Raw genomic sequence first — 22,217 nt, forward strand, 5'->3', positions numbered from 1 at the left:
GGCTCGCAATCGCAGCGGTCTGGGAGTCCACCTCGATTGGATACCCCTACCCCGCACAGAGGGCGCCTGATCCGCGTTTCCGCGGGTCAGGCGCCCTCTGGGCACGTGGTGGCAGGTGAAGGATTCGAACCTTCGAAGCTTTAGCGATGGATTTACAGGCCGACGTATGCCGCCCGCCCACCAGCCGCTTCTGGGCTCCCCAGCAGATTTCGCCGCGATTTCCCCACAGGCAGACGACGCGAGACGTCGTCTCTCGAGCACACCCGGACCCTCAGGCCACGCTCTTGGCCTGAGGGTCCGCCGCGAGAGCCGCCATCAGGCGAAGGCGTAGTAGCGGAGCCAGAGGTAACCCCAGGCCACGCCGATCGTGACGAGCGCAACGACAGCACCGTACTTCGTGAACTTCCAGAAGGAGATGGGGTGTCCGTTGCGGGCGGCGATGCCGATCACGACGACGTTGGCGCTGGCGCCGACTGCGGTGGCGTTGCCGCCGAGGTCGGCTCCGAGGGCCAGGGCCCACCAGAGGGCGTCCGCTCCTGGCGAGCCCTGGCCTGAGGCGACCAGGTCCTTCACCAGGGGGCTCATGGTGGCCACGTAGGGGATGTTGTCGACAACACCTGACGCCACCCCGGATCCCCAGAGCAGGACCGAGGAGGCGAGCAGGTACTGGTCTCCTACGGCGTCGGTGACTGCCTCACCCAGGCGGCCGATCACACCCACTTCGATGAGCGCACCGACCATGATGAACAGCCCCATGAAGAACACCAAGGTCGGCCACTCCACCTCCTCCAAGAATTCTGGAGGGTCGAGCTTCGACAGCGCTACCAGTGCGCCAGCACCCAGGAGTGCGACCAGGGAGGGCTCGATGTGCAGTGCGGAGTGGGCGACGAAGCCGACCATGACGAGGGCGAGCACGACTCCTGAGCGGATCAGCAGGCCGTGGTCGCGGATGACCTCACGCTCGTCCAGCGCCATCAACGTGGCGACCCGATCTGGGTGGTACTGGAAGGCCGATCGGAACAGCACGCGACACAGGCCGATGAAGACGATCAGCAGCAGCAGGACGATCGGTGCGAGGTTGGCGAGAAAGTCGTTGAAGGTCAGGCCGGCCCGGCTCGCGATGATGATGTTCGGTGGATCACCGATCAGGGTGGCAGTGCCACCGATGTTGGAAGCCAGGGCTTCGGCGATCAGGAACGGCACCGGCGGCAGCCCGAGCCGGTCGCAGACCAGCAGGGTCACCGGGGCGATCAGCAGGACCGTGGTGACGTTGTCCAACAACGCGGATGCCAGGGCGGTGATGCAGACCAGCAGCACCATGGTGGCGAAAGGTCTGCCGCGGGTGCGCTTGGCGGCCCAGATGGCGACGTAGTCAAAGACGCCGGTCTGTTTGAGCACACTGACGATCACCATCATGCCCAGCAGCAGGAAGATGACGTTCCAGTCGACGCCTGTCTCTTCGCTGAAGAAGGCCACCTTGGTGTCCACCACGCCGAGGAGCACCATCGCGGCGGCACCCCACAGGGCAGCGGCGACACGGTGGATGCGTTCGGTGGCGATCAGAATGTACGCCGCCACGAAGACGACGACGACGAAGACCTCGGTCATGACTGGGCGGGACCCGGCGGCAGCAGGTGGCCGAGCAGCTGACTTGCGGTGATTGCGCCCACGACCCGACCGGTGCCGCCTTCGTCATCGACGACCGCCACCACTGGGCTGTGCATCCGCGCCATGACGGCCGCGACCTCCAAGGGGGTCGCGTCGACGTCGACCACGGGCAGCTCGTCGATGTCCTTCGGGTGCGGCAGAAGCTCCCCGACCGTGGTGCGCTCCAGCTTGCGACACAGCTCCTCGGACGCCTGCTCGTCCAGCGCCCGCGCAAGCGCCGGGGTCTTCTGGAGGTACTCAGGGATCAGGAAGCGCAGGACCTGGGACCCGGGAACGATCGTGTAGGGGTGCCCGTCGTCCCCACAGACGATCAGTCCGGGCTGGCGGGCTGCGGCCATTGCCTGCGCCGCCGCCAGGACCTCCGTCTCCGGGGTCACTGTCTCGAATGGTTGTGCCAGGTCGCCGGCTCGCATGTGTGAAGTCCCGTCTGTTGGCCACGACTGCCTACTTTGCCGACCAGACTTCCCGGCGCTCCGCGGCTACCGTACCGCCCTGGCGGCGCTACCGCCCTCGGACCGCGGTAGCGCCCTAGGACCGGGCTACGCGTGTGGGCCGACTCCGGGGGTGCGAGGTCGATGAATGCGCAGTGTGGTCGCAGGGAGATGGCCGTCGTCAGTGACAGCAGCAGCCCACGCCAGCCCGGCGAGAGCCAGAACTACCCACACCGCGGGCCCAAAAACCAGCGCTAGGAGCATGGCGGCCGGTGCGGCCATCGCGCCGGTTGCGATGGCGCGTTCCAACGACCTCAGAACGAGGGGTTGGGAGGCGCACATGCAGCGCACGTAGACGTGCGCCCAGGCACCCACGAGCCCACCGGCGAGGACCGAGACCAACGCGTGCGGCGCGCCACCCATTACGGCATCCGTGACGACACACGCTGTCCCGACTACGGCAGCTGCTGAGACCAACCCTGTCCGACGTCCGCTCATTTCGCGCCCTTCTTGTCCATCTCAGGCTACCCACCAACCGCACTCCTGGCCCCGAACCGGCGGGACCGGTCAGCTCCTGGCGCCCGAGCGGGGCCATGCTTCACGTCCATGCGGCGCGAGCTATCGGTCGTGGTCGGCATGCTGCCACCACAGACCGGTGGCGATGCTGGCAACCAAGCCCACCAGGACCACGCTGACCATCGACGGCACGCCCGGCAGGGGCTGGTCGGGCCCGGCCACGCCACTGAGGAGCGATGGAACCGCCCACGGGAACCACGCGCCATACCCCACAGCGGAAATGATCTGAGAGGCGAAGACGATCGCGAACATCACCCCCACCGCGGTCAGATAGCCGCGTCCCCAACTGGCGACCAGCCCGTAGGTAGCGGTCAGGGCTGCCGTCAGGAGCGCCACCGCAAAGGTCACGCCAAACCCGTGGAGCACCGTGGATGCCGACCACCCGGGGAGCCGCAGCAGTGCCCCGATCCCCAAAGTCATGACCAGCACCTGGCACACCAGGAGTAGGCACCAGCCGAGCGCCACGATGAACTTGGCCGCCACCACCGCCACCCGTGACGTCGGCAGGGCCAGCAGGTCCTTCGCAGTGCGGTCCGAGAACTCCCGCCCGAACAGCCAGATGAGCACCATCCCAAACACCAGGTGACCACCGACCGCGACGATCTGTGACACGAGTGCCAAGTAGCCGGCCCAATCCGCCGCGCCGCCCGCGAGCTGAGCTTTTGTGCCGAGCAGACCGAGCGAACGGGCCCGGGCCCGGTCCTGGAGGACGAACATGAAGAATCCGCCGACCAGCGCCGCCACGAGGAACGCGGTCCCCGTCACCCACGGCAGGACGGAGCGCCGGAGCTTCAGCTGCTCGGCCCAGACCGCGGCGCGGAGCCCGCCACTCACTGCGGGACTCCCACCGGTCGGGCAGCGGCGACCAGTCGCAGGAAGTGGCTCTCGAGGTCTTCTTCGACGACCGCGAGTCGGGTCGGCGGTTCTCCGGCCGTCACCAATGCAATGGCGACCTCCTCTGGATGCTGCACCGCCGCATGGTCCTCAACGACCAGCACGCCGGACACCTCCCGCACCATGAATCCGGCAGCCCGCAGCACCCGGGCCGCACTGGACAGGTCACGGGTCTCGATCTCGAGCCGGGAGCCGGCCCGAGCCGCCAGCTCGGTGGTGGAGGACTCCTCGACCAGCTGCCCGTGGTGGAGCACGCCGATGCGGTCTGCCACCAGGGCGACCTCGGAGAGCAGGTGGCTGGAAAGGAACACCGTCACACCCGTCTCGCGGGCAAGTTCGACCAACATCGTGCGAACCTCGACCACCCCCGCCGGGTCGAGTCCGTTCACCGGTTCATCCAGCACGAGGATCCTGGGATGGTGCAGCAGCGCCTTGGCAATTCCCAACCGCTGCGCGTTGCCCAGTGACAGGGTCCGAGCGCGCGAGTCCGCATATGCCGACAGGCCAAACCGGTCCACAGCCGATTCCACCGCCCCGGGCTCCCGAAGCCCACGCAGCCGTCGCGCCACTTCCAAGTTCTCCCGGACCGTCAGGTCCGGGTACGCCGACGGCGTCTCGACCAAGTAGCCGACCTGACCCCACATCGACCGATCGCTCACCGGGCGACCCGCGACCTCGACGTGGCCAGCGCTCGGACGGATCATCCCGAGCAGCACCCGGATCAGCGTGGTCTTGCCCGCCCCATTGAGGCCCAACAGTGCGTAGACCTCCCCCGGGAACACCTGAAGGCTCACATCATCGACCGCTGCCAGAGATCCATAGCGTTTGGAAAGGCCGCTCAAGCGGATCACCGACGACCTCATCGAGCCGACCCCGCAGAAAGGGCACCCAACGCAGCCAGCGCGTCATCCACGATCTTCGGCAGGTGCCCTCCGTGGGCGGCCCATCGTTCAACCGCAACGGAGACCGCCGCCGCGCAGCCCGCGGCCGCCACCTCCGTCCTCAGCGACTGCCGGCCGTTGGCGTCCCGCGTGGCGAGGGCTTCGCTCAGGTGCGCCACCAAGCTGGCGCTCTGCTCTCGCGAACGGCTCCGCAACGCAGGCACCGACAGGATCAGTGCGGTCCGCTGGCGGACCGGCTCCACGTCGCCCGAATACACCTCGGCGAAGGCATCTGCGAAGCCACGGCGCACCGCCACCAACGGTCGCTCCCGCGCCGGGCGGGCCACGACCGCTGCCCCGATCACCTGGTCGTAGCCGTCCTGCAGGACGATGTCCTCCTTGGTCGGGAAGTAGCGGAACAACGTCGCCGCCGAGACCTCCGCGGCAGCGGCGATCTGTTCACAGGTGGTTTCCTCGTAGCCCTGATTCACGATCAGCCGAAGTGCCTCGCGCTGAATCGTCTCCCGCGTACGTTCCTTCTTACGCTCGCGCAGACCCGCCACGGCCATCCTTTCAGAGTGTCTCTCAAATGAGAGTGGCTCGCAATATGGGTCAATGTCAAGGGCACGGCGTTTCACGGCCCTCTGGGCCGCCAGCGGCGGCATGGCACGCGGGCAACCGAGCCTCACGCAGGGAAGTGCCACGACCTCGTGCGTGAGCATCCGTTGAGCCGACCTCCGCCTGGGGAAATTGACGGTCCGCGCAGGCGCGGCTGCTAAGAGCCGATCCCGGTGTGCAACTTACCGATCAGTGGATGTTCTGCCGACCTCCGCACGATTCGCACTGCCCTCGGACACGCGGAATCAGCACGTCCTGATTCCGCGTGGACGTGCCACAACTGACCGTTGTCCGTAATGACGAAGGAGCCAACCTTGAAGGCACAACTCTTGGGCCACGTGGTAGCCGAAGCCAGCGACGATGATCTCGTCTGGATTGAAGGAAGGCTCTACTTTCCGCCAGCCAGCGTCAGGGACGGAGCTCTCCAGCCGTCGCCGCGCCCGTACACGTGCCCGTGGAAGGGCGCCGCCCAGTACTTCGACGTTCTGACCCCACAGTCACGAAGCACCGCGGCCGCCTGGAGCTACCCGATGCCACTGCCCAGCGCCATAGCTCGCGTGGGGGCCGACTTCAGCGCCTACATCGCCTTCGACCCAGCGTTCGTCGACGTCGGCTAGGACCACTCCCCCAAGCAGCCAACCTGCCGCCAACACCACCGCAGCACCACAGAGCCAACTCTTCGCGAGGGGCCTGGCTCGGCCCCATCAGCACAGCACCAAGACCCCACCGGGTCGCATTCGGGAGAAACAACAATGCCCTACCCGCCAACGCAGACCCCGTCGCCAACGGCTACGTCCTCCTCTGACCAGAACCCCACCCGCGCGCAGGCCCGCGTGGTGGGCTGGCTGACCACGACAGACCACAAGGTCATCGGAAACCTGTACCTGATCACCTCGTTCACCTTCTTTCTGTTCGCTGGCGTGCTGGCCCTAGTGATTCGCACCGAATTGTTTGAACCGGGACTGCAGGTCGTGGACAACCCACTGCAGTTCAACCAGCTGTTCACCATGCACGGCACCATCATGCTTCTGCTGTTCGCGACCCCGCTGTTCGCAGGCTTCGCCAACGCGGTCATGCCGCTGCAGATCGGGGCACCCGACGTCGCGTTCCCACGCCTGAACATGTTCGCCTACTGGCTCTACCTGTTCGGCGCACTCATCGTCATCGGAGGATTCCTCAGCCCAGGCGGCCCCGCAGCAGCCGGATGGACCAGCTACGCCCCCCTTTCCGACGCCGTCAACAGCCCTGGCGTAGGCGGCGACCTGTGGGTGTTCGGCCTCGCGCTCAGCGGGTTCGGCACCATCCTCGGCGCAGTCAACCTCATCACCACGATCATCTGCCTGCGCGCGCCCGGCATGACCATGTTCCGCATGCCCGTCTTCACGTGGACGGTGCTGGTGACCAGCATCCTGGTCCTGATGGCCTTCCCCGTGATTGCCTCCGCGTTCCTCGCGCTCGGTGCCGACCGGCGTTTCGGCGCCCACATCTTCGACCCCGAGAACGGCGGCCCCATCCTGTGGCAGCACCTGTTCTGGTTCTTCGGGCACCCCGAGGTCTACATCATCGCCTTGCCGTTCTTCGGCATCATCAGCGAGGTCCTGCCCGTCTTCTCCCGCAAGCCCATCTTCGGCTACAAGACCCTCGTGTTCGCCACCATCGCCATCGCGGCCCTGTCCGTGACGGTCTGGGCCCATCACATGTACGCAACCGGCCAGGTCCTGCTGCCCTTCTTTTCAGTCATGACCATGCTCATCGCCGTGCCCACCGGTGTGAAGTTCTTCAACTGGATCGGCACCATGTGGGGCGGGAAACTCTGCTTCGAGACGCCCATGCTGTGGTCCATCGGGTTCCTCGTCACGTTCCTGTTCGGTGGCCTGACCGGCATCATCATGTCCAGCCCCGCCCTGGACTTCCAGATCACCGACAGCTACTTCGTCGTCGCGCACATTCACTACGTCGTCTTCGGCACCGTGGTGTTTGCGATGTTCGCCGGGTTCTACTTCTGGTGGCCGAAGTTCACCGGTCGGATGCTTGACGAGACGCTCGGCAAGATCCACTTCTGGCTGCTGTTCGTCGGCTTCCACACCACGTTCCTCGTCCAGCACGTCCTCGGCGCCCAGGGCATGCCGCGCAGGTACGCGGACTACCTGCCCGAAGACGGCTTCCAGTGGATGAACCAGCTGTCGTCGGTCGGGTCGTTCATCCTCGGCGCGTCCACGCTGCCGTTCCTCTACAACGTGTGGAAGACCTGGCGCACGGCGCCCCTGGTCGAGACCGACGACCCTTGGGGCTATGGCGGGTCATTGGAGTGGGCGACGTCCTGCCCCCCGCCTCGGCACAACTTCGACACCCTCCCGCGCATTCGCTCCGAGCGTCCCGCGTTCGACCTGCACCACCCAGAGGCGGCCCCAGGCAGCGTGCCGGCAACTCCAACCACGGTGGTGGCCGTGATGTCGAGCCGGTCCGACGGCACCCACACCGAGACTGGGGACAAACCCTAGAAAGGCAGTGTTCGCGATCGACGACGGGTCGTCCCTGACCGTCCGAGGTCTTGACGCGACAACGTCCCGCACTCTGCTCGAGCAGAGTGCGGACGTTGTCGCATGGCTTACCGCCCGTTTACGTCGCCGGCTTTTGAACCGTGTTTCAGCCCCCGTTCGGCTGCTGCGGCTCGGCGGCCCCGTCGTGGTAGTGCCGCTCCGGCTGAGGGTCAGCATTCGCCGGCGACGGGTGGTGCTGGTCGCCGTTGTGCTCTAGGTGGGAGCGGACGTGGTCCATGTCGAGCTCGCGCAGCTGGCTGATGAAGTCCTCCAAGACGGGACCGGGCAGCGCGCCGGGCTGGCTGTACACTAGGACGCCCTCCTTGAAGGCCATGAGCGTGGGCACGGAGCTGATGCCGGCACCGGTCGCCAGCGAGGAGTTCTCGTCGATGTCGACTTTGGCGAAGACGATGTCCGGGTGCTTGTCGGAAGCGGCTTCGAAGATGGGTCCGAAGCTGCGGCACGGACCGCACCAGGTGGCCCAGAAGTCGACCAGCGCCATGGTGCTCTCAGTGACTACTGGCTCGAACGTGTCCGCGGTGACTGTTTGAGTCGCCATGACGGTCTCCCTTGCTTGTTGTTCGGTGGCCCGCGTGGTGAGCGCACGGCCGTCCTGTTCTTGGTTGGTGACCGGCGACGGCCCACCCTTTGCCCGCGACTGGCGTCGAGTGCACGGTTCAGGCGTGAGGGGCGGGTGCGTGGCGCATCAGGAAGCGCGTCAGCCAACGACCCAGACGGCACAGCTCATGGTCCACGGGTGTGCCGTCCTGCGCCGTCAGATAGGTGAGCTGCGCGGCCGGGCCGAGCTCCGCGGCGGAACTGGGTAGGAGACGCGTGCCCACCGAGTGCAACCCTGATCGGATGCTGTCCGGTCCGCACCAGTGTGCGACGCCATCTTGTGCGTGGAAGCGGACGGTGGGTATGCCGGCTGCGGTGAACGTGCTCGCGGCCAAGGTGATTGCGGGCTCGTGAGCCGCAAGGAGCGTGTGGACATCTGGGTTGAAGGCCGACTCGTCCGCCGGCAGGAGGTTCCGGTGGTCGCCTTGGGGAGCCCTTGGGCCGGAGGGCAGCGTTTCGACGGCCGCAGCCCAGATTGCGCCGTTCTTGCGGCCTGCGGCGAGTAACTCCTGGGTGACGCACGCTGCGATGTCCTGGGCGACCACACCCACCGACGTGATATCGAGCTGTCGCACCAGGGCGTCAAGGTGGGCACTCATGCCTGCCACGGCCTGCTCGGCGGTGACTGGTCCGGGCGCCGGGTGTAGGCCGGCGCCTACATGGTCGGGGGCGATGACATGGAAGTTTGGCGCGAGGGCGTGAAGCAGCGACGTGATGTTCCAAGCGGTCGAGGTCATCCCGTGCAGGAGGAGAACCGTCGGGTTCCCCGGTGAGCCGGCCTCGCGGTAGAGCATGCGCTGGCCCCACACGGTCCGTTCATGGAAATGCACACTGGTGCTGGCTGCCGCGCCCACGACGCAGGTGCCGTACTCCAGGTCGTCCTGGCACGCGGGTGCCCACGGCAGGTCCTGGACGGTCATGGCTGTTCGTGACCGCAGCAAATAGTGGTCTTACCGCTGGGGTGCGCCCGTCCCGCGAAAACCGTGCGGGACCGAGATGTGAGGTGTTTGGCGACGAGCCTGACGTGAGAAAGGGCGCCGGCCCGGCACTCCCTGAGGACGTCCACAACATGGGAGGACAGCCTTGGAACCACACGCGATTGACCGACTCAGCCAGAGCCTGGTGCACGCGCAACCGTCGCTGGAGGAGGTCAGCACGCCCCAGCATCTGCGTGCTTGGGCTGACGCTGTGATCGACAAAGCTGCAGACGAGCTCGAAGCCCAGGACGGCGATGAGCCCACGCCACGAACCCCGAGCGGCGACTCTCACGCCCACGCAGTGCGACTCTCCAGCGACGGTTGTGCGATGGGGCTGCGCGAGTGGGAGCGGGCGCTCGCCCAGACCTTGGCGCGGCTGCAGGCCAGGGGAAGCCTGTCCAGCGCGGCGGACACCACCACGTTGGGGTCCGCGTTCGCTGCCTTGCTGTACGGGGGGCTGTTGTTGGGGCAGACATCAGGTGATGCCGCACCCCTTCGCGCTGCCATGGACATGGCCCTGTCCCAGGTTGAAGGGCACGCCCAGAGCTGAGCTCGACCGTGACACCGGGGCGCGGACAGCCCACCCCCGGCGTCGCGTGACGCGCCCAGACATGGCACAGGTCCACCGCCCCGTCGGGGGCGGCGGACCAGGCGAGTTCACAGGACACGGCACCCGCAGGCCGGGTGCCGTGGTGCCCAGTGGTGTCAGGTGATGATGTTGATGACGGGCTTGCCCTTGCGGCGCTCGGTCGAGCTCAGGGCGGCCACCGCCTCGGTCAGGGGCACGACCTGGCCGATGTTTGTGCGGATCCTCCCGTCCCGGACGCGCTGGGCGATCTCACGCAGCTGGGCCGGGACTGACTCGACAACGAAGTCGACAGCGCGTCCGTCGGCTGGCCGGAACTCGACGGGCCCAACGATCGACACGAGCACTCCACCGGGACGGGTGATGGCTGCGGACTTCTTCTGCACGTCGCCCCCGATGACGTCGAAGACGAGGTCGACCGGGCCGACGTCCTCGAGTGCGTCGTTCTCGAGGTCAACGAACTCGTGGGCACCGTACTCGAGGGCCTTGTCCCGGTCACCGGCGCGGCCGGTGCCGATGACGTGGGCGCCGAACTCGCGGGCGAGCTGGGTGATCATGGTCCCGACGGCACCGGCGGCGCCGTGCGCCAGCACGGTCTGGCCGGCTTGGAGGTGGCCGTGGTCGAACAGACCCTGCCATGCGGTCAGCCCGGAGATGGGAAGGCTGGCGCCGACGGTGAAGTCGACGTCGCCGGGCAGTGGGGCGAGGTTGCGGGATTCGACGGTGACGTACTCGGCCAGGGTGCCGTCACGATGCCAGTCGGTGATGCCGAACACGCGCTGCCCCACCGTCAGGCCGGTGGTGCCGTACCCGAGGGCGGTCACCACTCCGGCCATCTCGTGCCCGGGGATGGACGGGGCGCGGTCGCGCCCGGCGCGGTCGGCCCAGGTGGAGGGCCACTCCATCTCCGTGGGGACGAATCCTGCCGCGTACACCTGGACGGTGACGTCGTTGATGGCCGGTGTCGGCTCTGGCTGGTCGGTCAGGGTCATGCCGGCCAGGCCGGCAGCTTGGTCGCTTGCCACGATCGCCTTCATGGACCTCAGCTCCTTCAGTTGGTGTGTTGGTGTTGGTGAGTTGGTGCTTCGAGGAAGGTGGCGCTTACGGCGCACTCGGGTGATCGTTGCTTCCCAGTGTCCTCGCGCCGGGCACCGTGTCCACAAGCGCCGGCCGACGTCAGGCCCGCACCGAGAGCTACTCGGCGATGCCTGGCCCGCGGGCCGCGATGATGGTGAAGGCGGTGGCTGCGAGGGTGAGTCCGCCGTATCCGAGGGCGATCGTGGTCAGCGACACGATGCCCGTCAGGGCGCCTGCGATCAGGCTCGGGAATGCGGCGCCGCTGTAGGACAGCAGGTAGATGACGGTGAAGATGGGCGCCCGGTCGGTCAGTGTGCTGCCGAAGAGGAGACCACGGACGGTGGCGCTGATCGCGACTCCTTGGCTGGCGCCGGCCAGGACGGTGCCAGCGATGAACAGGGGCAGCTGGCCGGAGGTGACGGCCGTGATGATGCCGGCCATGGCGACCAGGAAGGCGAGCATGCCGCCGCGCTGCGCGGTCGGCGGAGTGAGGCGGCCGCCAAGCGGTGCGCCGAAGGCGCTGGATGCCATGTATGCGGCGAACACCAGCCCGATGGTGAGCGGGCTGGTGGTGTGCAGCTGGTCTTGCACCAGGGCTGGCACGAGTGCCTGGTAGAACGAGCCGGTGGCCCATGTGGCCAGGAACACGGCCGCCGCCACGGGTACCAGGTGCCTTACTCGTGCGGGCAGGGCCGCTTGGGGTCGCAGGGACCGCCATGCGCCGCCCTTCGGCGCCACCGTTTCGGGGCTGAGTGCGATGAGCACGGAGGTCATGATGAGCAGAATGACGAGCACCGCGTAGACGAGCTGGCGAGGAAAGGGTGCGAACTCGACCAGGGCCCCGGAGCCGACCGAGCCGACCGCAAGACCGAACATGGGCCCTTGGCTGGAGGCGACCGACGCTAGCCACGCTGGCCGACGCGGCGCGGTGTCAACGATGTAGGCGGTGAGGCTCGTGCTGGCGATGCCGGAGCCCACCCCCATCAGCAGGCGGGCGGCGACGAGGGTGCCGGTGCTGTGGACCTGGAGGAGCATGAGGCATCCGAGCACGACGAGGACGACGCTGGCGATGGCGGTGCGCCGCCGGCCCCAGTGGTTCGACAGGCGCCCCAGCAGGAGAAGCGCGGCGATGGTCCCGAAGGAGTAAGCGACAACGGCCAGCGACACGGCGCCGTTGGTGAGACCGTCCTTGTTCCGGTACACGTTGTACAGCGGTACGGGGGCCGCGTTCGCGGCGAAGGAGAACACCAACGCGGCCACGCCCGACCCGAACGCCAGGCGCCGGCCGCGGGTTGACATGGGTGCTGGTTCGGCGGGTGTCAGCGGGCGTAGCACACTGGACCCGTCGGAGTGGCGAGTGGTCATGACGCGACCCCCATGTCCTTGTCGCGGCGCCTGGAGACGAAACCCAGCACGTCGGCTGGCCCCAGCCTGCCGATGGGACCGGAGGAGTACAGCGCGAGCAAGGTGTTGCCGCCGGGGTCGAGCACGAAGCCGGTGGACTGGAAGAACGTCGCGTCCGGGTCGGTGTAGCACCCAAGCGCCACCGCCACGTTCGGCACGTCCGCCTCGCAGCCGACCGGGAAGGGCAGGCTCAGGTCCTCCACGGTGTGCGCGGCCGTCGTGCGGGAGTCGGCGGAGAAGGCGACGGTGGTGATGCCCTCGGCCTTGAACAGGTCCTCCCGTTTGGCGAAGGAGCGCAGTTGTGCCACGCAGTACGGGCACCACGCACCGCGGTACACCAGCACGACGGCGTAGCTTCCCCGTGTGGCAGCGGGAAGCAGCAGCTCATCCCCGCTTGGTGTGTGCAGTGACAGCTGGGGAAACGGCGAACCGTTCGGCAACATGGGGCGTCCTCTTGGTTGATGGTCCTGTCCCGTTCGCCGTTCGGTGGCCGTGCCGCTTGTCACGGGGCTGGGCGCCCTTGGGGCTCTGACGCCGTTCCTGCCAGGCTGCGGTCATGGAGGGGTGTGGGCTGACCCGAGTTGGTGGCCGGCATGTTGGGCGTCTTACCGAGGTCCGGTCGCTGGAACAGGGCGCGCCAGACGGTGGTGCGCGACGAGAGATGCACCGACAGCCGGATACGAAGGTCCATGAGGTGACGTGTGCCTGACACGCTTGCTCTCGTGGCGCAGCGCCTCAGCGCTGCAGGGCCCGTCCCACGACGATGATGGTGGACATGTCGAAGGAGAACCGATGGATCTGACGGTAGAGAACAACGCGTCAAAGAGCAGGTACGAGGCTCGCAGCGGCAAGACAGTGGCTGGCTACAGCGTGTACCAGGCCACGGCCTCCATCATCGTGATCGAGCACACGGAGGTGGACCCGGCGTACGAGGGTCAGGGCGTGGGCAGCGCGCTGGTGCAAGGGATGTTGGACGACATCCGGGGCCAGGGCCAGCACAAGGTGCTGGCCGTGTGCCCTTTCGTGCGGAGCTGGCTGGGCAAGCACCACGACTACCGAGACCTGGTGTACGGCGCGGCGCCGAGCCGCGTCACCGACTGATCCGGGGTTCTGCGCATGAGGATTGCCGTCGTGGGCGCCGGCGGGGTGGGCGGGTACTTCGGTGCCAGGCTGCAACTGGCTGGCGAGGAGGTGCAGTACGTCGCCCGCGGGGCGCATCTGCGTGCCTTGCAGACCGAGGGGCTGACGCTGACCAGCGGCGGCCAGACCCATCATCTTCCGGTGGTTGACGCCACCGACGACCTTGCGGGCCTGCACGACCCCGAGCTGGTGCTGGTGACGGTCAAGTCGTGGGACACCGAAGACGTGGCCCGCCAGCTCGGCTCGATGATCTCGGCGGACACGGCGGTTCTGTCCCTGCAGAACGGTGTGCTGGCTCGTGACGTCCTCGGCCGCCACGTCCCAGCCCAGCAACTGCTCGGTGGGGCGGCGTACATCTCGGCCTTCGTCACGCAGCCCGGCACGATCACCCACCACGGTGAGCTTCAGCGCATCGTCTTCGGGGAGTTCGACGGCACGGACAGTGACCGGGTGGGCAGGCTGGACGCCGCCTTGCGCGGCGCTGGCGTCGACAGCGTCACCTCGAGGGACATCACCGTCGTCCTGTGGGAGAAGTTCACGTTCCTCGTCGGCCTGTCGTCGGCCACCTCCATCACTCGTTCTCCCATCGGTGTGGTGCGGACCAACCCGGCGTCCCGCGCTCTGCTTCTGGAGCTGATGACGGAGGTGACCACTCTCGGGCAGCGCCTGGGGGTGCCTTTGGACAGCACCCTTGCGGCTGACCGGTTGACGTTCTGCGACGGGCTGCCCTACGACATGACCTCGTCCATGGCCAACGACCTGGCGCACGGCCGCCGGCTCGAGCTGGACTGGCTCGGCGGGTACGTCGCCGCGATGTCCAGCCGGCTTGACCTCCCGGCGCCCGCCAACCGAGTCATCACGGCGGCCCTGTCACCGTTCGCGAACGGACGCCCCGCCTAACCTCTGCTTCCGAAGAGGCGGGCCAGACACCCTCTGGATGGGACGGTTCGGTCCAGATGTGTCGCATCGCGACAGGCGTCGCGGCCGGCGCTGGCGAGCTGCCGACAAGGGCGAAGTTTGTCACTGTCTCAGCATTGACACCGCACACGCGGGCTGTATTTTTGGACTATGAAGTCCTTTCTTGAGGTGCCGCCCGATGCCATGCTGGAGCACTTCCATGCAGGCGAACTCCTTGCCAAGACTGGACTCAATCGACCATTTAGACCGGCCGCAAGGCCAGCCGTCGACGCGGGCGACGGTGCGGCAGCATTGGCCTCCCGGCCGCCGGACTGCGCAGGTGAGCGCGCGGTCGTTGACACCGAGCGGGACCGGGAGAACGCGCGGTGGACGGCAGCGCTGACCCAGCCGGGCGCGGTGCGGGAACGTGCCGCAGACGCCCTGTACGCCTACCTGTTACGGGCTGCCCGCAGCGAGATCGGTCGCCGGACGGACACCTCACGCCTGTCCGGGGCTGAGCGAGACGACTTGGCCCACCAAGCGGCGGCCGATGCGTTGGTGTCCATCATCAGACGAATTCCCGACTTCCGCGGCGACAGCATGTTCACCACTTGGGCGCGAAGCTTTGTGACCTTCGAGGTTCGCGTGAAGATTCGCCAGCACAACCGCCGCAGCGTGGCCCACGGCCTGACCTCGGAGGAGTGGGACCGGTTGCCGGCGTCTCGAGGCGCCACGCCGGAGGCCCAGGCGGAGGCTGTGGCGCTGAAGCAGGCGGTGATGAGCGCGATGGACACGTCACTGACGCAGCGGCAGCGGCACGTGTTCCTCGGCGTGGTGGTCCACGGCGCCACCATCGAGCAGATCGCCACCCAGCTGGGGTCCAACCGCAACGCCGTCTACCAGCTGATGTTCCACGCCCGGCGTAACCTTCGTCGATACCTCGCCGAGCAGGGCTTCGTGTACGAGCTCCCCAGCCTCTGACGCCTGCTGCCGGTCAACAGGGGGACGGGCGCGGGTTGCTTCAGTGCGCCCCGGGTGTGGGGGTGATGCGCACTCCGCCGGCAGGGGTGTCCAGGTCGGCGTGCAGCAGCCGGTACACCTGAAGCTGGCGTGAGTAGTACTTGTCGGTCTCCCCGACCCATTCCATCCCGACCCGTTCGGCGACCGCCGCGGCCCGACGGTTGCGGGGACGCACCACGGCGAACACCTCCGCGGCGCCGTGAGCGAAGGCGTAGTGCGCTAAGGCGTGGCCTGTCTCGGTTGCCAGTCCCTTGCCCCACCGGCTGGGCTTGAGCTGCCACGCCATCTGCAGGTCCTCCCAACCTGGACCGAACGGCAGCAGCGACGCACCGCCCACGACCTCGGTCTCCTGCGGTGTGGACGCCAGGGTGATCGCCCACCGACCAACGGGGGGCAGGGCGGTGAGGTCATCCTCGGCCCAGGACCGCAGGATCCGGACCATGGTGTCCGTGTCCGGGACGCGGGGCATCTGCGGTTCCAGCCAGTGCGCCACTGCTGGGCTGCCGTAGATGCTCAACGCGGCCACGGCATCCGCTTCGGTCCACGGCCGGAGCATCACCCTGCTGGTGCTGATGACCCGTCCGTCGATCTGGCAGAAGTCGATCATCGAATCCCTGCAGCTCCCTCACTCGTGCGCTGACGAACCTGTTCGTGCCGCGGCCATGGCGACGGCACCTCGAGCAGTGCCCGGCTCAGGGGTCGGCAGCGCGCGGCGTGGCGACGACTTCAACCTGAACGCGCAGCCCCGGACGGCGCAGCTGTGGCACCACCACGAGGGAGGTCACCACGTCGTGGTCGAGGAACTGGGCGGTTGCCCGCTCATAGGCCGGGATGTCGCGCGGGTCGGTCAGCGCTGCTCGGACGCTGACGACGTCGCGCAGGCATGCGCCGGCCGCCAGGAGGGCTTTGCGCACGTTGACCCATGCCTGCTGCGCCTGCGCGTCGAACGTCTCCGGGATCGCCCCCGTGGGCGTGAGACCAGGTATCGCCGACGTGACCACCTGAACGGTTGCCGCGGGGAGCCGGACGGCGTCGGCCTGGCCTCCGGCACGATGGCACGCACCGACGCAGACCGACTGCGGCATGGTCACAGGTACCGCCTCTCGAGCATGGGTCAGTGCGGTTGGTTCAGTGCCAGTCACTCGCTGCCTCCGTGGTCGCTGTCTCGTCCCGCACGCGATCAGCCGGCGCGCCCGGGCCCCTGGCACGGCCACCACGCGTTGCGCGATCGGGTCCGCTCTCCGGGTGTGTGCCTGCGGCGGCCGATGTCTTAGCAACCGGGGTCTGCGGCCACGAGTCAACCTGCCGGTTCGACCGCGAGGGCGGCCTCGACACGGTGGCGCAGCTCCGGCAGGACCGTTTCCTCGAACCACGGGTTGCGTGCCTGCCAGCGGAAGTTCAGCGGGGAAGGGTGCACGAGCGGAAACCGGTCGGGCAGGTACTCGCGGAAGGCGCGGACAGTTTCGGTCAAGGTGGTCTTGAGGTGGCCCCGGAGGTAATGACGTTGGGCGTACTGACCGATGAGGACGGTGAGCTGGACCTTCGGCATGTGCTCGAGGAGCAGCGGGTGCCACCGGGCGGCGAAGTCTGGTCGGGGCGGGAGGTCGCCGTGCTCTGCCTTGCCGGGGTAGTAGAAGTCCATCGGCAGCAGGGCCACGTTGCGTGGGTCGTAGAACGCCTCAGCGGACATTCCGAGCCACCGACGGAGGGTGACACCGCTGGCGTCGTCCCACGGGATGCCGGACAGCTGGGCGCGGCGACCCGGTGCCTGTCCGACGATGACGATCTTGGCGTCGGGGTGAGCGGTGTACAGCGGCTGCCAGCCCTGGTCCGTCGCCCACGCATTGTCCGGGGCACCGGCGATGGCTGACCGGACGCTGTTCAACGTCGGGTGCATGGTGTGGTCCCTTCTCGCGCCATCCGATCCGTTCGTGCTGTCAGTGCCGGCTGCGGGGCGCATCTGACGCCGCAGTCGGTTGGTGAGTCCGCGATGTTGTGGGTGAGGACGACAGATTCCCGCCGGCGAAGACACTCAACGGTGACAAGGAGCACTGAGGAAGGGAAGCGCGTCATGGTGGAGTCGTTGGCCGGGTTCGACGTCGAGGACGGTGAGGCGGTCGCTGCGCTGGACCTTCCGGCAGCTGTGACTGCCGCGCCGTTGCGGTACACCGACGGCTCGAGCCAGTCGTTTCTCGCCTCGGGCCAGACCACATACTTCGAGGGTGGCCGCCCCACCCAGGGGCAGTGGTCGGTGGACGGTGGCCGTTTCACTTCGTTCTGGCCGCCGTCCTACCGGGCGACGTACGAGGTGAGCTGGCTGGTCACGGGCGGCCAGGTCACCGGTCTGCGGTTCGTCGATGTGAGGACCGGGGACCGGTTCGACGGGCACTTCCAGACCAGCAGCTGACGACGACGCGGCATCGTGCTGAGGACCCAGGTGTCACGTGAGCGGCGCTGGTCAGGTGCCCCGTGCGGTCATCTGGGCGTGGACTGCGGCGGCCTCTACCGCCTTGGTCATGGTTTTTGCGTCGTGCGGGCCGTAGTGCCGCCGCCCGTTGATGAAGAACGTTGGTGTGCCCGAGACGTCGCTGGCGTCGGCTGAGGCGACGTCTTGGGCGACCCGGTGGGCGTACTTGCCGGTGCGGATGTCGTGCAGGAACCGCACCTGGTCCATCCCCAGCTGCTGGGCGTACCGCCGTAGGTCTTCGATGCGCAGCCGGTCCTGGTGGGTCAGGAGGACGTCGTGAAACTCCCAGAACTTGCCCTGTGCCGCGGCTGCCTCAGCTGCCTGAGCGGCGAGGGCCGCGTGCGGGTGCACCTCGGGGATGGGCAGGTGCCGCCACACCAGGCGAACGTCGCCGCCCAACTGCCCGGCAGCCAGGGACTTCTCCGCGCGGCCGCAGCTCGGGCACTCGAAGTCTCCGTACTCGACGATGGTGACCAGTGCGTCGCCCGGGCCGCGGACATGGTCTCTGCCGGCCTCCACAGCAGTGGTGAGGTCGAGCAGCATCTCGGCGTCACCGGTCAACGCCCGGGCACGGCGCATCGGGTCGAGAAGGCGGGTGGCCGCGAACACGACGAACGTCGTCGCCGTGGACCCGACGATGGTCAGAAGGACTGCGACGCGTGCCTGCTCCAGTCGTTCGCCGGTGAAGGCCAGGTTCGCGATGAGCAACGACACGGTGAACGCGGCGCTGGCGACCGTGCCGCTTCCGACCACTGACGCCCACCCGACGGGCACAGTCACCTTGGACCGACCGATCGCCGAGACCACAACACCGGTCAGGACGACACCGACTGGTTTGCCAACCAGGTAGGCCACCACGATGCTCCACGTGAAGCCAGAGGTGAACGCTCGCTCCGCTTGGGGCCCGGTGAGCTGGACGCCGGCATTGGCGAGGGCGAACAGAGGCACGATGACGTATCCGGTCCAGGGGTGCAGCTGCTTCTGCAGCCGCGCATTCGGCGACAGTGTTGCGGCCAAGCCGGCGACGGCCGCCTTGGCGAGGTCGGAGGATGGCTGCTCGCGGTAGCGCCGGAACAACCCGAACGCCGCCTCCAAGCTGGACCGGCCCGGTGAGTACGCGGCGGCGGTCAGGCCAAGGACCAGGCCGGTGACCAGTGGGTCGATGCCACTGCTCAGCGTGGTCAGCCACATGACCGTGCCGAACAACAGATAGCTGCCTGGGACGTTCGCCCCGGCCTTCATCGCCCCCAGCAGCGCTAGGTACGCCAGCACGGCCAGGGCCAGGGGCCACGCGCGGACGTCGGAGCTGTACACGACCGCGATGACCAGCAGAGCCAGGAGGTCGTCGATGACGAACAGGGTGAGCAGGAAGGTGCGGGTGCGTTCGGGTGCGGACCGGCCGGCCACGGCCAGGATGCCCAACGCCAGGGCGGTGTCGGTGGACATGGCCACCCCCCAGCCGGCGGCGGCCCCGTTGGCGTGGTTGAGCAGCAGGTAGAGGCCCACGGACGCGCCCGCGCCGCCGGTTCCGGCGGCCACCGGCAGCAGGAGCCGGCTGCGGTCGCGCAGCTCGCCAAGGTCGAACTCGCGCCGCGTCTCCAGGCCGACGACGGCAAAGAACGCGGTCATCAGGCCGCTGTTGACCCATTCGTGCAGGGTCAGGTCGACGCCGTGGTGCGCCAGCTGCACGGACAGGTGCGCAGCCCACACCTCGGCGTAGGTCGTCCCGAGGTTGGCCCAGCAGAGCGCGACGATGATGGCGGTGGCCAGGATGCCGGCACTTCCGGACTCGGTCGCCAGGTAGGCACGGGCGGAGGAGATTCCTTCCCGCGCCATCCACTGGGTGACGTCGCCGAGGGCGGCTCGTCGGGCTCGTTTCTTCACGGGGCTGGGTCGCTCACGGGTCGCCCTAGTCGGTCAGGGACAGGCTGCGTCGTTCTTGGGCCTGCTCCAGGTCTTCGGGGTCCAGGCGGTACTGGTGGAGGGTCGAGCCGTAGAACTCACGGGTCGTGTCCTGCAGGCGCATGCCGAGCCGGGTGGCGAGGGCGGTGGCGCGCTCGTTCGCCGGCTCGATGAGGGCGTACAGGTGGTCGGCGCCACCGACGCTGAACGCGTGGTGTGCAACCGCGTGCGCCGCCTCGGTGGCGAACCCTTCACCGGTGGCGTCGGGGCGCACCTGCCACCACAACGTGAGCAGGGACGAGGTGGGTGTGGCAGTGGTGAGGACAATGCTGCCGATGACCTCACCGGTGTCCTGGCGTTCGATCGCCCACCGTCCTTGCGGAACCGGTGCCTGGTACGACTCGAGGATCCACGAGTCGAGCAGCCTGGTCACGTCGGCTCGGGCTTGCACAAGTGGGACGACTGGGTGCATCGAAACCGCCACCGACGGGGCGGAGAACAGGTCCAGGGCGGCGTCCACGTCGTCGAGCTCCCAGGGGCGCAGCAGCACGCGCGCGGTCACGATTTGCAGCGGCTGGAGCTGGACGTCGTGCTGGTCGTGCACGAACGCCTCGGCAGGTGCCGCATCGAACCCGGGGCGTCGGGGACGCCGTCCCCGCGAAGCTGGGGACGGGGCGACCAGGTCTGCGTGCTCGGGGTGCGCGGCGATGTGCTCGGCGACGAACGAGCAGCCGGGCGACAGGGTCGCCCCCTTGGCCCGGACCTCGCCGATGGCGTGCTCGACCAGTGTGATGCCGACGTTGTGCCCGCGTTCCCCAGGGGCGACGTAGGTGTGGTCCAGGTCGACGTGCGTGGCAGAGCGCCACTGGTAGCTGAGCAGCCCCACGACCTTGCCGTCACGCACTGCTTCGTACTGCTGGTTGACCGGGTTGTCGACGACGTCGACCACTCGGACCTCGTCGATGTTCGAGGTTGGCACACCTGACATGGTCCACCTTCTTCGTTCGTTCTGCCGCGACGGGTCGCAGGGATACGCGCCACCTGACGCGGTCGGACGTCACGGCTTGGCCTTGGAGGCCGATGCACAGCGGGTAGTGGGCGGCGACTGCCGGTTTCTTAGCGAATCGCGTGGCATCCACAAGCCCTGTCGGCGCGACGACGCCGACAGGCGCCAGCACCGGTGCGTTCAACGTCTTGGGAATGCGGCCGGGGGTCAGAAGCCGGTCTCGCCGCGTGGCTGCTTCTGGTGCCGGTGCTTGTACTTGGCTGCCTCGTCGACCGTCAGTTCGGCCGCCGGGTCAGCCTCCAGCCGGCCGTCCGGGATGGGAAGCCCGCTTTCCACCGAGAGGCCGTACGAGCCGTTCGCCAGGCGCTCCTCTGCTCGCTCCACGGCAGCCAACCGTTCCTGGAGACTGGTCGCGATGGCGATGTCGAGCGCCTCGTGCTCCAACGGCTGCGCACCGTCCGCGTCGCCGTCTCCGGCGTCACGCTCGGCGTCGTTGTCCTCCGCTCGAGCTGTGGCTGAGGCTCCCAGCAGACCGCTGATTCGTTCGCGCTCAGCAAGCAGGAGATGCTTGGCTCGGTCAAGGTCCATGATTCGTTCCCTTCGTTGTCCGCCTGGTGGCGGTCACTGGCTCTTGATGTAGGCGTCGACGCGGCCTCGCACGTGGTGACGGCCTCGGGCCAGGGCCCGCTGCAACTCCTTGAGGTCCGTTCCCAGAGTGGTCGCTGTGTCGTGCAGCGAGAGTCCTTCGACGTCGACGAGGTAGACGACGTTGGCCACGGCGGGAGACAGCTCATCGAGTGCGGAGTCGACGACGGCGTACAGCTCCTGCGTCTGCGCGTCCTCGGCGGGGCCGAGGAACTGGGTGGCGTGCGGCCACACCGTCGGCGGGCTGACCCAGCTGCCCCGGTCGTCGCCGTCGCTGTACAGCTCGGGTAGGAGCAGCTCAGCCGAGTCAGCATCGGGGTCCAAGGCATCAAGGTCTGCCAGTTCGCGCAGCGACCCGTATGCCTCGAACCCTGCTGGCAGGTCCCGGTCGGCCACCTCCGCAGGCGAGTGGGCATGGTGGGTCAGCACGGTGTCCACGTACGCACCCTCGTTGCCCTCGTCGGTGTCACGGTGGACGCCGGCGGCCAGCAGGAGGTAGGCGGTCAGGTCCTCGCGGCGGGGCGTGCGGCCTGGCTCCTCCTCGAGAAAGTGGTCCCAGGTGTCCTGGACCAGGTCGTCAGCGTGAGCGGGGTCAAGCTGGCGCGCCAAGGACGTCAGCGCGGCCTGTGTGGCCGCCACCTTGTCGCGGTCCGACATCGCGGCGACCATGGGCTCCAGTGCCGCCGCGGGGCTTTTCAGACGTTGTCCGATCAGCGCGGACACGGTTGCCGTCTGGGACAGGAGCTCGGCACACTCCGGGCAGCCCTGGACGTGTCGCGCGACTGCGCGCACGTCATGCCACGGCAGGAATCCACTCGTCGCCACCGGCGAGTACCTGGCAATCGTCGCGCAGTCCACCTGACCACTCCT

24 protein-coding genes are annotated in these 22,217 nt (G+C 67.9%); 7 read left to right on the forward strand and 17 right to left on the reverse strand.

The window, feature by feature from the left end; all coding sequences use genetic code 11:
- Positions 1-315: 315 nt before the first annotated feature.
- From AC1DXJ_RS03785 to AC1DXJ_RS03805, 5 genes are all read right to left on the reverse strand, one after another.
- A complete protein-coding gene (locus AC1DXJ_RS03785) occupies positions 316-1,608 on the reverse strand; it encodes an ArsB/NhaD family transporter (RefSeq protein WP_477636326.1) in 1,293 nt (430 codons plus the stop codon).
- Positions 1,605-2,045, reverse strand: a complete 441-nt coding sequence (locus AC1DXJ_RS03790) for a CBS domain-containing protein (RefSeq protein ID WP_477636327.1) — start codon at positions 2,043-2,045, stop codon at positions 1,605-1,607. The genes AC1DXJ_RS03785 and AC1DXJ_RS03790 overlap by 4 nt, the downstream gene beginning before the upstream one ends.
- A gap of 672 nt (positions 2,046-2,717) precedes the next feature.
- The gene (locus AC1DXJ_RS03795; protein ID WP_477636328.1) at positions 2,718-3,509 is read right to left on the reverse strand and encodes an ABC transporter permease; all 792 of its coding nucleotides are present in this window, start codon (positions 3,507-3,509) and stop codon (positions 2,718-2,720) included.
- Complete coding sequence (locus AC1DXJ_RS03800) at positions 3,506-4,363, reverse strand: ABC transporter ATP-binding protein (protein WP_477636329.1); 858 nt, start codon at positions 4,361-4,363, stop codon at positions 3,506-3,508. Before AC1DXJ_RS03800 ends, AC1DXJ_RS03795 begins: the two co-directional genes overlap by 4 nt.
- A 65-nt stretch (positions 4,364-4,428) precedes the next feature.
- Positions 4,429-5,019, reverse strand: coding sequence for a TetR/AcrR family transcriptional regulator (locus tag AC1DXJ_RS03805; protein WP_477636330.1), 591 nt, complete (start codon positions 5,017-5,019; stop codon positions 4,429-4,431).
- 363 nt (positions 5,020-5,382) lie between these two features.
- On the opposite strand from AC1DXJ_RS03805, the gene AC1DXJ_RS03810 reads away from it, so the two are divergent.
- Together AC1DXJ_RS03810 and ctaD are read left to right on the forward strand one after the other, a co-directional pair.
- Positions 5,383-5,685: a DUF427 domain-containing protein gene (locus AC1DXJ_RS03810; protein ID WP_477636331.1), complete on the forward strand. Its 303-nt coding sequence runs from the start codon at positions 5,383-5,385 to the stop codon at positions 5,683-5,685.
- Between the two features lie 135 nt (positions 5,686-5,820).
- A complete protein-coding gene (ctaD, locus tag AC1DXJ_RS03815; protein ID WP_477636332.1) occupies positions 5,821-7,569 on the forward strand; it encodes an aa3-type cytochrome oxidase subunit I in 1,749 nt (582 codons plus the stop codon).
- Between the two features lie 145 nt (positions 7,570-7,714).
- Here ctaD and AC1DXJ_RS03820 read toward each other — a convergent pair whose 3' ends face one another.
- Both AC1DXJ_RS03820 and AC1DXJ_RS03825 read right to left on the reverse strand, forming a co-directional pair.
- Positions 7,715-8,167: a thioredoxin family protein gene (locus tag AC1DXJ_RS03820; RefSeq protein ID WP_477636333.1), complete on the reverse strand. Its 453-nt coding sequence runs from the start codon at positions 8,165-8,167 to the stop codon at positions 7,715-7,717.
- 118 nt (positions 8,168-8,285) lie between these two features.
- Positions 8,286-9,146 carry an alpha/beta fold hydrolase gene (locus tag AC1DXJ_RS03825; protein WP_477636334.1) on the reverse strand — a complete coding sequence of 287 codons (861 nt, stop codon included), beginning with the start codon at positions 9,144-9,146 and terminating at the stop codon, positions 8,286-8,288.
- 268 nt (positions 9,147-9,414) lie between these two features.
- On the opposite strand from AC1DXJ_RS03825, the gene AC1DXJ_RS03830 reads away from it, so the two are divergent.
- The gene (locus tag AC1DXJ_RS03830) at positions 9,415-9,753 is read left to right on the forward strand and encodes a hypothetical protein (protein ID WP_477636335.1); all 339 of its coding nucleotides are present in this window, start codon (positions 9,415-9,417) and stop codon (positions 9,751-9,753) included.
- Between the two features lie 155 nt (positions 9,754-9,908).
- Here the strand turns inward: AC1DXJ_RS03830 and AC1DXJ_RS03835 are convergent, their stop codons facing one another.
- The 3 genes from AC1DXJ_RS03835 to AC1DXJ_RS03845 form a co-directional block, all read right to left on the reverse strand.
- Positions 9,909-10,826 (reverse strand): NADP-dependent oxidoreductase, encoded by a 918-nt coding sequence (locus tag AC1DXJ_RS03835; protein ID WP_477636336.1) that lies wholly within the window; start codon positions 10,824-10,826, stop codon positions 9,909-9,911.
- A 157-nt stretch (positions 10,827-10,983) separates the two neighbouring features.
- A complete protein-coding gene (locus AC1DXJ_RS03840; RefSeq protein WP_477636337.1) occupies positions 10,984-12,165 on the reverse strand; it encodes an MFS transporter in 1,182 nt (393 codons plus the stop codon).
- Between the two features lie 62 nt (positions 12,166-12,227).
- A complete protein-coding gene (locus AC1DXJ_RS03845) occupies positions 12,228-12,713 on the reverse strand; it encodes a redoxin domain-containing protein (RefSeq protein WP_477636338.1) in 486 nt (161 codons plus the stop codon).
- A 349-nt stretch (positions 12,714-13,062) separates the two neighbouring features.
- On the opposite strand from AC1DXJ_RS03845, the gene AC1DXJ_RS03850 reads away from it, so the two are divergent.
- From AC1DXJ_RS03850 to AC1DXJ_RS03860, 3 genes are all read left to right on the forward strand, one after another.
- Positions 13,063-13,371, forward strand: a complete 309-nt coding sequence (locus tag AC1DXJ_RS03850) for a GNAT family N-acetyltransferase (RefSeq protein WP_477636339.1) — start codon at positions 13,063-13,065, stop codon at positions 13,369-13,371.
- 15 nt (positions 13,372-13,386) lie between these two features.
- Positions 13,387-14,310, forward strand: a complete 924-nt coding sequence (locus tag AC1DXJ_RS03855; RefSeq protein ID WP_477636340.1) for a ketopantoate reductase family protein — start codon at positions 13,387-13,389, stop codon at positions 14,308-14,310.
- 168 nt (positions 14,311-14,478) lie between these two features.
- Positions 14,479-15,288, forward strand: a complete 810-nt coding sequence (locus AC1DXJ_RS03860; protein WP_477636341.1) for an RNA polymerase sigma factor — start codon at positions 14,479-14,481, stop codon at positions 15,286-15,288.
- 40 nt (positions 15,289-15,328) lie between these two features.
- Here AC1DXJ_RS03860 and AC1DXJ_RS03865 read toward each other — a convergent pair whose 3' ends face one another.
- From AC1DXJ_RS03865 to AC1DXJ_RS03875, 3 genes are all read right to left on the reverse strand, one after another.
- On the reverse strand, positions 15,329-15,934 hold the full coding sequence (locus AC1DXJ_RS03865) for a GNAT family N-acetyltransferase (RefSeq protein ID WP_477636342.1): 606 nt from the start codon (positions 15,932-15,934) through the stop codon (positions 15,329-15,331).
- 85 nt (positions 15,935-16,019) lie between these two features.
- Positions 16,020-16,412, reverse strand: coding sequence for a Rid family hydrolase (locus tag AC1DXJ_RS03870; RefSeq protein ID WP_477636454.1), 393 nt, complete (start codon positions 16,410-16,412; stop codon positions 16,020-16,022).
- A 212-nt stretch (positions 16,413-16,624) separates the two neighbouring features.
- Positions 16,625-17,224, reverse strand: a complete 600-nt coding sequence (locus AC1DXJ_RS03875) for a uracil-DNA glycosylase family protein (RefSeq protein ID WP_477636343.1) — start codon at positions 17,222-17,224, stop codon at positions 16,625-16,627.
- 174 nt (positions 17,225-17,398) lie between these two features.
- Here AC1DXJ_RS03875 and AC1DXJ_RS03880 point away from each other — a divergent pair, with 174 nt between their 5' ends.
- Entirely contained in the window at positions 17,399-17,734 is a 336-nt protein-coding gene (locus AC1DXJ_RS03880) for a hypothetical protein (RefSeq protein WP_477636344.1), read from the forward strand.
- A 51-nt stretch (positions 17,735-17,785) separates the two neighbouring features.
- On the opposite strand, the gene AC1DXJ_RS03885 is transcribed toward AC1DXJ_RS03880, so the two are convergent.
- The 4 genes from AC1DXJ_RS03885 to AC1DXJ_RS03900 all read right to left on the reverse strand — a co-directional run bounded on the left by AC1DXJ_RS03885 (position 17,786) and on the right by AC1DXJ_RS03900 (position 22,205).
- Entirely contained in the window at positions 17,786-19,678 is a 1,893-nt protein-coding gene (locus tag AC1DXJ_RS03885; protein ID WP_477636345.1) for a Na+/H+ antiporter NhaA, read from the reverse strand.
- 25 nt (positions 19,679-19,703) lie between these two features.
- Complete coding sequence (locus AC1DXJ_RS03890; RefSeq protein ID WP_477636346.1) at positions 19,704-20,684, reverse strand: GNAT family N-acetyltransferase; 981 nt, start codon at positions 20,682-20,684, stop codon at positions 19,704-19,706.
- Positions 20,685-20,909: 225 nt separating this feature from the next.
- Positions 20,910-21,290, reverse strand: coding sequence for a TraR/DksA family transcriptional regulator (locus AC1DXJ_RS03895; RefSeq protein WP_477636347.1), 381 nt, complete (start codon positions 21,288-21,290; stop codon positions 20,910-20,912).
- A 33-nt stretch (positions 21,291-21,323) separates the two neighbouring features.
- Complete coding sequence (locus AC1DXJ_RS03900; protein WP_477636348.1) at positions 21,324-22,205, reverse strand: sigma factor-like helix-turn-helix DNA-binding protein; 882 nt, start codon at positions 22,203-22,205, stop codon at positions 21,324-21,326.
- Positions 22,206-22,217 lie beyond the last annotated feature (12 nt).

The organism is Pedococcus sp. P2_D9 (assembly GCF_056404275.1).